9 protein-coding genes and 1 pseudogene are annotated in these 12627 nt (G+C 72.3%); 6 read left to right on the forward strand and 4 right to left on the reverse strand.

Annotation, left to right across the window (positions count from 1 at the left end):
- Positions 1–4: 4 nt before the first annotated feature.
- Complete coding sequence (locus tag ACIBFB_RS26410) at positions 5–706, reverse strand: NUDIX hydrolase (protein WP_397234712.1); 702 nt, start codon at positions 704–706, stop codon at positions 5–7.
- Positions 707–872: 166 nt separating this feature from the next.
- On the opposite strand from ACIBFB_RS26410, the gene nadA reads away from it, so the two are divergent.
- Together nadA and ACIBFB_RS26420 are read left to right on the forward strand one after the other, a co-directional pair.
- Positions 873–1871, forward strand: a complete 999-nt coding sequence (gene nadA / locus ACIBFB_RS26415; protein WP_397234714.1) for a quinolinate synthase NadA — start codon at positions 873–875, stop codon at positions 1869–1871.
- Positions 1872–2019: 148 nt separating this feature from the next.
- Positions 2020–3465, forward strand: a complete 1446-nt coding sequence (locus tag ACIBFB_RS26420) for an RNA polymerase sigma factor (RefSeq protein ID WP_397234716.1) — start codon at positions 2020–2022, stop codon at positions 3463–3465.
- Between the two features lie 20 nt (positions 3466–3485).
- On the opposite strand, the gene ACIBFB_RS26425 is transcribed toward ACIBFB_RS26420, so the two are convergent.
- Positions 3486–4115, reverse strand: coding sequence for a TetR family transcriptional regulator (locus tag ACIBFB_RS26425; RefSeq protein WP_397234728.1), 630 nt, complete (start codon positions 4113–4115; stop codon positions 3486–3488).
- Between the two features lie 254 nt (positions 4116–4369).
- Between ACIBFB_RS26425 and ACIBFB_RS26430 the strand changes: the two are divergent.
- The 4 genes and pseudogenes from ACIBFB_RS26430 to ACIBFB_RS26445 form a co-directional block, all read left to right on the forward strand.
- Positions 4370–4987 (forward strand): annotated as a pseudogene (locus ACIBFB_RS26430) (MBL fold metallo-hydrolase); the annotation flags it as partial.
- Between the two features lie 166 nt (positions 4988–5153).
- Positions 5154–6494 (forward strand): glycosyltransferase family 4 protein, encoded by a 1341-nt coding sequence (locus tag ACIBFB_RS26435; RefSeq protein ID WP_397234718.1) that lies wholly within the window; start codon positions 5154–5156, stop codon positions 6492–6494.
- A gap of 10 nt (positions 6495–6504) precedes the next feature.
- Positions 6505–7215: a methyltransferase domain-containing protein gene (locus ACIBFB_RS26440; protein ID WP_397234730.1), complete on the forward strand. Its 711-nt coding sequence runs from the start codon at positions 6505–6507 to the stop codon at positions 7213–7215.
- A complete protein-coding gene (locus ACIBFB_RS26445; protein ID WP_397234720.1) occupies positions 7215–8255 on the forward strand; it encodes a prenyltransferase in 1041 nt (346 codons plus the stop codon). Before ACIBFB_RS26440 ends, ACIBFB_RS26445 begins: the two co-directional genes overlap by 1 nt.
- Before the next feature lie 73 nt (positions 8256–8328).
- On the opposite strand, the gene ACIBFB_RS26450 is transcribed toward ACIBFB_RS26445, so the two are convergent.
- The gene (locus ACIBFB_RS26450) at positions 8329–11244 is read right to left on the reverse strand and encodes a transglycosylase domain-containing protein (protein ID WP_397234722.1); all 2916 of its coding nucleotides are present in this window, start codon (positions 11242–11244) and stop codon (positions 8329–8331) included.
- Between the two features lie 192 nt (positions 11245–11436).
- Positions 11437–12066 (reverse strand): class I SAM-dependent methyltransferase, encoded by a 630-nt coding sequence (locus tag ACIBFB_RS26455; protein WP_397234724.1) that lies wholly within the window; start codon positions 12064–12066, stop codon positions 11437–11439.
- Positions 12067–12627: the final 561 nt, after the last annotated feature.

Here is a 12627-nt window from a genome sequence, read left to right on the forward strand (position 1 = left end):
AGCGTCAGCCGCGTTCGGGCGGCCGCAGCACCGCGAAGGCGTCGGTGATCTCCAACTCCCGGGCGCGGAACCGGAACAGCGCGGCGGGACGCCCGCCGGAGCGGCCGGAGGGCACGGAGCGGCCGGTCTCCTCGATCTGGCCGCGGCGCAGCAGGACCCTGCGCAGGTTGGTGGCGGCCACGTCGTAGCCGAGCGCGGCGCGGTAGTAGCCGGACAGCTCCGACATCGTGAACTCGGGCGGCGCCAGGGCGAAGCCGACGTTGGTGTAGCCCAGTTTGGCGCGCAGCCGCAGCCGTCCGGAGTGGACGATGGCGGCGTGGTCGAAGGCCATCGTCGGCAGGTCGGCGGCGGGGTGCCAGCCGGTGTCGTCGGGCACCACGGGGTCGATGTGCGCGGGCACCAGGCCGAGGTAGGCGGTGGCCAGCGTGCGGCGGTCGGGGTGGCGCCCGGGGTCGCTGCGGGTCTCCAGCTGTTCGAGGTGGGCCAGGTCCCGCACGTCCACCTTCTGCGCGAGCTGGCGCCGGATGGAGGCGCCCAGGCTCTCGCCCGGCCCCAGCCTGCCGCCGGGCAGCGACCACTCCCCCTCGCACGGCGGCAGCGCCCGCCGCCACAGAAGGACGCACAGCTCCCCGGCGCGAATCTGGAGGACGACGGCCAGCGCCTCGTGCGCCGCGAGTGGTTCAAACCCATCCGCACCACGTGCCATGGTCTGTCCGTTTACTTGAGGGATGTCCACCCTGTCCCTTCCGTTCCACGCCATGTTAAGCTGAACCAGGTTTGTGCCTGACAGGCTAAAACCTGTCGACCAGCACCGGCCACCACCGGCACGGAGCCCGTACGACGTGCCCACAGCCTCAAGGAAGTAGTACGACATGGCATCGGTCACCGCCACGGCGGACACCATGACCAGGCAGGAATGGGCCGCCGAGGTCCGCCGCCTGGCGGACGAACGTGACGCCGTCATCCTCGCGCACAACTACCAGCGCCCGGAAATCCAGGACGTGGCCCACCACACCGGCGACTCCCTGGCCCTCTCCCGCCTGGCCGCGAGCGTCGACGCCAGCACCATTGTCTTCTGTGGCGTGCACTTCATGGCCGAGACCGCGAAGATCCTCGCCCCCGAGAAGACGATCCTGCTCCCCGACCCCAACGCCGGGTGCTCCCTCGCCGACACCATCACCGCCGAGGACGTGCGCGCGTGGAAGGCCGAGCACCCCGGCGCGGTCGTCGTCGCCTACGTCAACACCACCGCGGCGGTCAAGGCCGAGACCGACATCTGCTGCACCTCGTCCAACGCCGCGGACGTCATCCGGTCCATCCCCGAGGACCAGGAGGTCCTCTTCCTCCCCGACCAGTTCCTGGGCGCCCACGTCAAGCGCGTCACCGGCCGGGACAACATCCACGTGTGGATGGGCGAGTGCCACGTGCACGCCGGGATCGACGGCCACACCCTGCGCGAACGGGTCGCCGCCGAACCCGACGCCGAGGTCTACGTCCACCCCGAGTGCGGCTGCGCCACCTCCGCCCTCTACCTCGTGGGCAGCGGCGCCGTTCCCGAGGACCGCGTCAAGGTGCTCTCCACCGGCGGCATGCTCACCGCCGCGGAGAACACCACCGCGAAGAAGGTGCTCATCGCCACCGAGACCGGCATGCTGCACCAGCTGCGCAACGCCAACCCGACCACGCGGTTCGAGCCGGTCAACTCGCGCGCCGAGTGCCACTACATGAAGATGATCGACGCCGACAAGCTGCTCGGCTCGCTGCGCCACGGCACGACCGAGATCACCGTCGACGCCGACACCTCCGCGCGCGCCCGCCGCTCGGTCGAGCGGATGATCGCCATCGGCTCCCCGTCGCGCGGCGGCGAGTAGCCCCGTGCCCCACGGCACCGGCCCGACCACGCGTCGGGCCGGTGCCGTTCGTGATAACAGAACCCTCACCTTCGCGGCCAACGTCACCGAAACGCCCGCGCCGTGCGCCAGCCCCCGCTACCGTCACGGGTGGAGCGGGGGGAGAATCGTGACCAGACGCACAGAACGCGACGAACCGACCCCGGAGGCGGTCGAGCGGCTCTACGACGCCTTCGCACCGGCCCTGTACCGGTACGCCTGGTCCCTGCTGGGCGGCGGGGCCGATCCCCGGCGTGCCGCCGACCCGGCTCGCGGAAGCGCCGACCGGGACACGGCCGACCGCGTCGCCGAGGCGGTCCACGACGGGCTGGTGGCCGGGCTGGTCCTGTCCGCCGAACTCGCCGACGACGGCGACCGGGGCCCCTGGCTCTACGCCCTGGTCCGCTCGGCCTGCCAACGCCGCGGCTTCGCGCTCACCTGCCCCTACGCCCGGCTGGCCACCGTCCCCGCCGAGGAGCCCGTGGCCCGGATGTTCTCCCGGCTCCCGTCCAGCCACCGCGAACTGGTCGAACTCAACCTGCGCCACGCACTGCCGGTCTCCGCGATCGCCCGGATCCTGGGCCTGGACACCCAACTGTGCGCGGAACTGTCCCGATCCGCGATCCGCCGCGCCGCCGACGGCCTGGCCGACCTCGACGAGGACCGCGCCGACGCGCACGAGTCCCCCGCCGCCGCGTGGCGCACCCGGGTCCAGGAGGTCTCCTTCGCCCTGGCCCTGCTCCGCCCGCCGGGGCCGCCGCCCGGTCTGCGCGACCAGGTCGTGCGCACCTGCGTCGACCCCGACCGCTCCGAGGCGCGCGAGCGGATCGCCGCGGCGGCGCGCCCCCTCACCAGCGACGGCTACCCGGTGCACCGCGCGCGCATCGGCGGCGCCCCGGAGGAGCCCGAGCCGGAGCCCCCGGCGCCGACGGCCGAACGGCCGCCCCGCGCGCTGCCCCGGGACCGGGTGACCACCCGCGACCACCCCCTGCGCACCGAACCGACCACCCCGCTCCCCGGGCCCCGTGCCGCCACCGCGGAGGACGCCGCCGACGGTTCCTCCGCCCGGCGCTGGTCGCTGCCCGCCGTGTCCGGAGTGGTCACCGTGGTGCTGGCGGTCGTGCTGTGGTGGTGGGCCAGCGCCCTGGGCGCACCGTCCACGATCATCGGCACCGACACGCGCCAGGCCGAACGCACCCCCCTGGCCCAGGACGTGGAGGCGGCCTCCACGTCCTCGGACGGCAGACCGGCGGCCGAGGCGACGGGGCAGGACGGCGACCAGCCGCACCATCCCCGCACCGAACACCACCAGCAACAGGACGCGGAGTCCTCGGAGCACGCCCCGCAGGAGTCGGCGGAGGGACACGGTGAGCAGGGTGAGCCCGGCGCCGTCTCCCCGGCGCCGACGCCCCCGGCCTCACCCTCGGACGCGCCGAGTTCCCCCTCGCCGGACGAGGGGGAGAATGCGGACGGTCCCCAGAGCGCGGAGGAGGACGCGGGGGCCGGTCCCGAGGACGAGGGGTCCGGCGGCGGCTTCCTCGACGGACTGCTGGGGTTCCTCTTCGGCGGCGGCTGAGGCGCGCCGGGCGCTCGGGCTCAGAAGGAGGCGAGCAGGTGCTCGGCGGCGGTGTGCAGGCGCCGCTCGACCTCGTCGACGTCCCGGCGGCCCTTGAGGATCTCCACCAGCTCGAAGATCCACACGCTCGTCAGCGAACCGACCAGGACGTAGCCCGCGTCGTCGCGGTCGACGAGCGCCCCGGTGCCGGCGTCCTCGGTCCCGTCGGGCGCGGCACCCTCCAGGTTCCCCGTGGCGACCCGCCACACCAGGTCGGAGATGCGCGTGTCCAGTTCGACCTTGACCTCGGCCATAATGAGCGAGCGGACGAGCGCGTCGGCCAGCTCGGGCTCGCGCATCAGCCCCCGGGTGGCGCGCAGCAGCACGTCGACCGCGCGGCCGGCGGGGGTCTCCGCGGTGGGCGGACGGCGGACGATGCCGCCCTCCAGCAGGTCGAGCTCCTCGGTGACCACCGCGACGACGAGGTCCATCTTGGAGGGGAAGTACCGGTAGAGCGTGCCGAGGGCGACCCCGGCCCGCTCGGCCACCGAACGCATCTGCATGGCGTCCACGCCGCCGCGCACGGCCAGGGCCGCCGCGGTCTGTACGATGCGCTTGCGGCGCTGGGTCTGACTTCGCGACAAGGTTCCGCTCGGCGCCTGCACCGCCACAGGGTCTCCCATTCGTCATCGGTCCGCGCGCAGCCCACCCGCCGCGGCACCGAGAGCCGTTCGTCCGAGCCGGCGCCCACCGGGGGCTCCGGCCGAGAACACGTTATCCAAAGATTTCCCGCTCGCGCAGCGCTTCGAACCCATGATCCTCGCCTCATTGCCCGACGTGGCGGTAGCAATACGAGGACATGGGGATGGTTTTCGGATCGCCCGACCACATTTGTAGAATTTGTTCTATTTTGTCGCCAGGCCCCGCCTTCGGAGCCGCCCCCCACGTCATCGCCCCCTCCGCCGTCCCCGACCTCGCCCTGCACGACGGCGCCACCGTCGACCTGCCCGGCCGCGACCTACGCGTCCTGTGGACCCCCGGCCACACGCCCGGACACCTGTGCCTGCGCCTGGCCGACGGCGACGTCCTCTTCACCGGCGACCACGTCCTGCCCGGCATCACCCCGCACGTGGGCCAGTTCCCCCTCCACTCCCCCACCGGCGACCCGCTCGGCGCCTTCCTCGCCTCCCAGCGGGCGGTCGGCGCCCTCCCCGACGCCGACCGCCTGCTGTGCCTTCCCTCACACGAGACCCGCTTCACCGGGCTGGCCGACCGCACCGCGCGCATCGTCGCCCACCACGAGGAGCGCCTCGACGCGATGGCCCGCCTCCTCGACGCGGGTCCCGCCACCCTGTGGGAGCTCACCTCGCGTCTGCGCTGGAAGCGCCCCTGGGCGGACATGCGCCTCCTGGCCCGCCACATGGCCGCCTCCGAGACCGCCGCCCACCTGCGCACCCTGGAGGAACGCGGTCGCGCCGCCCGGACCGGCCCCGACGACCAGCCCCGATGGGTCGCCGTCACCGACCGGGCAAGCCGCGCATAGGATCCCTTACCAACCAGCCCGACGCCGATCCGCACAAAACTCCCGAGTAACATATGAGGCGCCTGTTCACCGGCGAACGCGCGCGCCCAACCGGGACGCCCACCGTCCGCGGCCGTCCGACGGCGCGGCGGCGACCGGGCCCGCGACCCAACGAAGAGGTGGACCCTTGACCCAGTCGGGCACCAGCACGGGACCGGTCCCGCACCCGTCCGGCGACCGCCCCCTCCGCGTCGCGCTGCTCTCCTACCGCAGCAAGGAGCACTGCGGCGGCCAGGGCGTCTACGTGCGCCACCTGTCCCGCGAGCTGGCCGCCCTCGGGCACGAGGTGACCGTGTTCTCCGGCCAGCCCTACCCCGTCCTGGACGAGGGCGTCACCCTGGAACCGGTCCCCTCCCTCGACCTCTACAACGACGCCGACCCGTTCACCGCGCCGCCCGTGCGCGAGTGGCGCGACTGGATCGACGTCCTGGAGGTCGCCACCATGTGGACCGCGGGCTTCCCCGAACCGCTCACCTTCTCCCTGCGCGCCAACCGCGAGCTGCGCCGGCGCCTCGCCGACTTCGACGTCGTCCACGACAACCAGACCCTCGGCTGGGGACTGCTCGGCATCAAGGCCGCCGGACTCCCGCTGGTCACCACCATCCACCACCCCATCAGCGTCGACCGCCGGATCGAACTCGCCGAGGCGCGCGGCCTCCAGAGGCTCTCCAAGCGCCGCTGGTACGGGTTCGTCGCCATGCAGGCCAAGGTGGCGCGCAGGCTCGACCCGATCCTCGTCCCCTCCCGCTCCTCCGCGGACGACATCGCGCGCGAGTTCGGCGTCGACCCGGCCGCCATGGAGGTCACACCGCTCGGTGTGGACACCCGCTCCTTCCACCCGCGCCCCGGCACCGAGCGCGTACCCGGCCGCATCGTGTGCACCGCCAGCGCCGACAGCCCCCTCAAGGGCGTGGCCACCCTCCTGCGCGCCGCCGCCAAACTCGCCACCGAACGCGATGTGCGCCTGACCATCGTCAGCAAACCCAAGCCCGGGGGCCCCACCGACCGCCTCGTCGACGAGCTGAGCCTGCGCGACCGCGTCGAGTTCGTCAGCGGCATCGACGACGCCGCTCTCGCCGAACTCATCGCCAGCGCCCAGGTGGCCGTCGTGCCCTCCTTCTACGAGGGCTTCTCCCTGCCCGCCGTCGAGGCCATGGCCTGCGGCACCCCCCTGGTCGCCAGCCGGGCCGGAGCCCTGCCCGAGGTCGTCGGCACCGACGGCGACGCCGGGCGGCTCGTCCCCCCGGGCGACCCCGAGGTCCTGGCGAGCGAGCTCGCCGCCCTCCTGGACGACGACGCCGAACGCGCCCGCATGGGCGCCGCCGCCTGGCGGCGGGTCCAGGAGCGGTTCACGTGGCGGGCCGTCGCCGAACTCACGGCCCAGCGCTACGCCTCCACCATCGACGCCGTCCGGGGTTCTGGCCAGGGACCCGCGCGAACCGCGCCTGACCGCGCATCACACCTGTAGGGAGCCTCCACTGATCACCGTCGACTTCAACCTGTTCCCCGTCGGTCCGGGCCAGCGCGTCCTCGACCTGGGCTGCGGCGGCGGCCGCCACGCCTTCGAGGTCTACCGGCGCGGCGCCGACGTCGTCGCCTTCGACCAGAACGTCAGCGACCTGGCCGAGGTCGAGACGATGTTCGCCGCCATGCGAGCCGAGGGTGAGGCGCCCGAGGAGGCCACGGCGGAGACGGTCAAGGGCGACGCCCTCGACATGCCCTTCGAGGACGCCAGCTTCGACCGGGTCGTGGCCGCGGAGATCTTCGAGCACATCCCCCACGACACGGCCGCCATGAAGGAGCTCTTCCGGGTGCTGCGGCCCGGCGGGATCGCCGCGGTCACCGTGCCGAGCTTCCTGCCCGAGCGGCTGTGCTGGGCGCTCTCGGAGGAGTACCACACCAACGAGGGCGGCCACATCCGCATCTACACGCGCGCCGAACTGGAGGCCAAGCTCAAGGCCACCGGGTTCGAGATCGGGCCGCACCACCGCGCGCACGCCCTGCACTCGCCCTACTGGTGGATCAAGTGCGCCGTGGGCACGTCCAACGACGGCCACCCGGCGGCCAAGGCCTACCACGACCTGCTGGTCTGGGACATGCTCCAGGCCCCGAAGGTGACCCGCGTCGCCGAGCGCCTGCTCAACCCGGTCATCGGCAAGAGCGTCGTCGTGTACGTGCGCAAGCCGTGATGGGAGCCGCACCCGCCCTGCCCGAGGTCCTGACCGCCGACCAGGTCCTGCGCTCGGCCGCCTACCTGGCGCGCGCGCAGGAGCCGGACGGCGCGATCCCCTGGTTCCCCGGCGGCCACACCGACGTGTGGGACCACGTCGAGTGCGCCATGGCGCTGACCGTGACCGGACGCTCCGTGCCCGCGCACGCCGAGGCGGCCCGCCGCGCCTACCTGTGGCTGGCGGAGAGCCGCCATCCGGGCGGAGGCTGGTCCGCCAAGTTCCGCCAGGGCGCGCCCGTCACGGACCTGCGCGAGGCCAACCACGCCGCCTACCCGGCGGTCGGACTCCTCCACCACCTGCTGGTCACCGGCGACGCGGCGTTCGCCGAACGGACCTGGCCGGTGGTGGAGAGCGGGTTGGAGTTCGTACTCGGTCTGCGCGGCGAACACGGGGAGATCCTGTGGGCGCGCTCGGAGGACGGCTCCCCGGGCGACCACGCGCTGCTCACGGTGTGTTCGAGCGTCCACCACGCCCTGCGCTGCGGCGCCGCCCTGGGCGCCCGGCTGGGACGCGAGCGCCCGGCCTGGTCGGCGGCCGCCGACCGGTTGGAGACGCTCATCAACGACCGCGAGGACCTGTTCGCGGACCGGAGCCGGTTCTCGATGGACTGGTTCTACCCGATCCTCAGCGGCGCCGTGCGCGGAGTGGCCGCCAAGGAGCGCCTCCAGGACCGGTGGGACCGGTTCGTCGTCCCCGGTCTCGGGGTGCGGTGCGTGAGCGACCAGCCGTGGGTGACCGCCGCGGAGTCCTCCGAACTCGTCCTGGCCCTGGCGGCCATGGGAGAACGCGAGGCGGGGACCCGCGTCCTGGCCGACATACAGCACCTGCGGGACGCCGAGGACGGCGCCTACTGGACCGGTTACCAGTTCGCCGAGGACGTGCGCTGGCCGGTCGAACGCAGCACGTGGACGTCGGCGGCGGTCGTCCTCGCGGTGGACGCCCTGACCGGAACGACCGACGGGTCGCGCGTCTTCCTGCACACCTGGGACGGCGCGTAGAGACGCCTCCGCGGCGCGGCCCCCGGCACGGACAAGGGCCCCGCACCGCCGCGACGGCGGTGCGGGGCCCTGCCTATTCGTCCTCGCCGCGGCCCGGCGGGAAGATCGGACCGCCCGGCTCCTCCGGTTCACCGGGGTCACCCGTGCCGGGCTCGCCCGGCTCCTCCGGATCACCCGGGAACCCCGGATCCGGCTCGACGGGATCGACCGGAATCTCCGGCGCCTCCGGAACCTCCGGCGCCTCCGGGATGGTCGGCGTGTCCTCGACCGGCGTGTCGGGGGCCTCGGGCGTGACCACGGGCGCCCAGTTCTCGTTGCTGCCGGCGAACTCCGGGCTCGGGAAGCTCCCCGGCTCGTAGCCCTCCATCGCCGCGGACATGTACCGGTTCCAGAGCTGCGCGGGCATGCCGCCGCCGGAGATGCTCTGGCCGGGGATGCTGAAGCTCTGGTTGTTCTCGTTGTACACGCCGACGGACGTCGACAGCTGGGGCGTGTAGCCCACGAACCAGGCCGCGACGCTGCCGTTGGTGGTGCCCGTCTTACCCGCCGTGGGATGGTCCCACAGGTTGGCGGCCGTACCGGTGCCGCTGTTGACCACCTGCTGCAGGGCGTAGGTGACGTCCGCCGCGGTGGACTCCGACAGGGCCCGGCTGCTCTCCGGCTCCGGCCGCTCGTTCTCGCCGTCGGTGTTGACGATCTCCCGGACGACGTGCGCCTCGACGTGCACACCGCCGTTGGCGAACGTCCCGTACCCGCTGGCCTGGTCGACGGGCCGGACACTGGCCGCGCCCAGGGGCATGACGGGCACGAGCTGGTCGTCCCCGATGCTGCCGTCGGGCCAGCCCATGTCGTAGGCGGTCTGGCGGACCTCCTCGAAGCCCACCCGCTGGGCGAGTTCGATGTAGCCGAGGTTGTTGGAGAACTGCGTCGCCTGGGTGAGCGACATGATGCCGCCGGGCGAGTTGCCCGCGTTCTGGATCCGGGTGCCGTTGATGGTCTGCGGGCCGCGCCCGTCCACCGTCGTGTTCAGACCGATGCCCTGCTCCAGAGCGGTCGCCAGCACGTACGGCTTGAACGCCGACCCGGCCTGGGCCCGGCCCAGGAACGAGCTGTCGTACTGGTTCGCGTTGTAGTCGTGCCCGCCGTAGAACGCGACGACCTCACCCGTCGCCGGGTCGACGGTGCTGATGCCGATGTTGACGCCCTCGGGAAGATCGTCCTGGGACACGGTGTCCTCGACCGCCTGGTACGCGGCCTCCATCATGTCCTCGTCGAACGTGGTGACGATCCGGTAGCCCTGCCGGTTGACCATGTCCTCGGTGAAGCCGAGCCGGTCGAGCTCGTTCATCGCCTCCTGGAGCATGTAGCCCCGGTAGCCGCTGAGGTCGGCCCCGGCGCTCGGACGCTCGGGCTCGGGCGCGGGGAACTCCATCGCGTCGGCCTCGGCCTGGGTGATCGCCCCGGTCGTGACCATGCCGTCGACGACGTACTGCCAGCGCTGCTCCATCTCGGGCGTGGTTTCCACGTTCGCCTGGCCGAAGGGCGTCGGCTGCTGGATGGCCGCGGCCAGGAACGCGGCCTCCGCCGGGGTGAGCTCGTCGACGTCCTTGTGGTAGTACGCCTCCGCTGCGGCCTGGATCCCGTACGCCTGGCGGCCGAAGTAGATGGTGTTGAGGTACTGCTCCATCACCCACTCCTTCGTCTCGCTCTGGTCGATCTTGATCGCGATGATGATCTCCTGGATCTTCCGCGCGACCGTCCGGTCGTTGGAGACGCCCTCGAAGTAGTTGCGGACCATCTGCTGGGTGACGGTGGAGCCGCCCTGGACCTGTTGGCCGGTGATGGTCGACCAGACCGCACGCGTCGTTCCGCGCACGGAGACGCCCGGTTCTGTCCAGAAGCCGCGGTCCTCGGCCGAGATGACGGCCTCGACGACGTGCTCCCCGCCAGCGGTCATCTCGTCGTAGGAGATGATCTCCCGGTGGGTGCCGCGCTCGGCGAACATCGTCTCGCCGTCGGAGAAGTAGAAGGTGGAGCCCTGCTCGACCGCGTCGGCCTGGGCCGCGTCGGGGACCTCGACCGTGGAGTAGAAGTAGGCGAACACGCCGCAGCCCGCGATGACGCCGACACCGACGAGCACCAGGCACACGCGCAGGATCCGCCACCACAGCGGAGCCTTCCTGCCCTTCTTCTTCCCCTTGCCCGCCGCCTCGGGCCTGTTCTTCGTGGCGACGGCGCCGACGGCCGCCTCGGCGGTCGGCCCCTGTCCTTCAGCCTGACCCGGGCCCTGGCCCGGGGCCCCGGACTCGGCCTGACCCGACGCCTGGGACGCGGCCGCGTCCGGGGGCGGGAACGCCATGGTCGACATCCGCTGGGGGGAGGGCCACATCGACTCCTCCTCCACCGGCTGGATGGGCCGTGTGGAGGGCCCTGCCTCGGACGCGGCCTCGTCGGAGGACGGGGGCTCCTCCGAGGACGACGCGTCGCTTTCGGGGTTCGGAGCCTTCGCGGGGGACGACGGGGGCACCGTGCGCGCCTCGTCCGCGGCGGCGACGTCGGCGGCGCCCCCGGTCTCCTCTGACCCGGACGTGTCGGCCGCGTCGCTTTCGTCCGCGCTCTCGTCCGTCGCGGAGGACGGCGCGTCCTCCCCGTCCGGGCCGCCCGAGGGGTCGGGGTGGACGTCGTCTCCGGAGGGCCCGAAGCCCTGGTCCTGGAGGGTCTGGGCGACGCGCTCACGCAGGAAGGACCCGCTGGTCTTGAAGACCCCGGGGTCGTGCTCGGATCCGGCTTCGGGTTCCGCCACGTCCGCGGAGGGTTGATCCTCCCCGGTGGCGGGTAGACCGCTCTCCGAGGTCGTCTGGTTGGACAGCTCTTCGGCAGAGGTGTTCGTCTCCGGCGTGTCGGTCTCAGGACGCTGTCCATCCGCCCCGCGCTCGCCGTGTGTGCTCTCGCTCAGTTCCCCGCCCCCATGGCAAATCACGTCCGGCACGGTGCCGTCCTGTATTTGACGCGCCTGTGCCCCGGATCGGTTCGGTAAGAATCAGGACTGATGCGGTGACTCGGGGAATAAAGCCACGTTCGCTCAACCCTCTCCCACACGATACCGGGGCGTAACAGCGCGGCCGCCGGTCAGCCGACCAGGGCCGAAGTTCTTACTGAAGGCTTAACATTCAGCGGCGTGTCACACCACACGTTCGAGGACACGCATGGAACCGACCGCGCGCACCTCCTTGAACACGCCCGAGTCCAGGGCCCGGCAGTAGATGTTGTACGGGGGTCGGCCGCCGTCCGCGGGGTCGGGGAAGACGTCGTGGATCACGAGCGCACCGCCCGGAGCGACGTGCGGGCTCCAGGACGCGTAGTCGGTCTGGGCCGCCTCCTCGCTGTGACCGCCGTCGATGAAGAGCATCCCGAGCGGGGCGCCCCACACGGCGGCGACCTCGGCCGACGCCCCGACGTGCGCGATCACCTCGTCGTCCAGCCCGGCCTGGGTGATCGTGCGGCGAAAGTGCGGAAGGGTGTCGAATTTCTCCGTGACCCCGTCCACGAGGGAGGAGTCGTGATACTCCCAGCCCACCTGGTGTTCCTCGGATCCCCGGTGGTGGTCCACGGTGTGAATCCGCCCACCGGTCCGGCGAGCGGCGGCGCCGAGGAAGACGGTGGACTTTCCGCAGTAGGTTCCGATCTCCACGATCGGGCCGAGGTGCGCGTAGGCGAGCGCGGTCTCGTAGAGCGCGGTGCCTTCGTCGGTGGGCATGAACCCCTTCGCCGCCTCCGCGGCCGCCAGAAGTTCGACAGGAATGGTCGTCATGCCTCGATTCTCCCAGGCCGGGGCGGACGCCCCCGACCGGGCCTCTGGTTGTCCACAACCGTTCCCATGGTGAGCGGAACCGCGCAGCGGCCCCTGGCCCCCTGTGGTGAGGTGGGCGGGAGGGTGTCCGGCGGTGCTGTACCGGGAGGGTTGGCGGCGGATCCATTGGGGTGAGGTGGGCGGGAGGGTTGGCGGCGGTGCCCCTGGGGTGAGGTGGGGCGAGGAGAGTGCCCGGCCGACCCTCTGTGGTGCTGTACCGGGAGGGTTTCCGGCGGGCCCCCTGTGGTTATGCACCCGCGACGGTGACCCTCGAACCCCCTGTGGCCAGGCGCGCGGGGGACGCTCTGCCCAACCCCCCTGGGGCTGAGCGGGCAGGGGTGCTTTGCGCAACCCCCTGTGGTGCTGTGCCGGTCAGGCCTCCCTAACCCCCCTGGGGCTGAGCAGGGCAGGGATGCTTTGTCCAACACCCCCTGTGGTCCTGTACCAGTCGGACCTCCCTAACCCCCCTGTGGTTGGGCGGGCGGGGAGGGTGTAGACCCCCTTTCCGGTGACGGGTGTGCG

Origin of the sequence: Nocardiopsis sp. NPDC050513, assembly GCF_044457925.1 — a bacterium.
GTDB lineage: Bacteria > Actinomycetota > Actinomycetes > Streptosporangiales > Streptosporangiaceae > Nocardiopsis.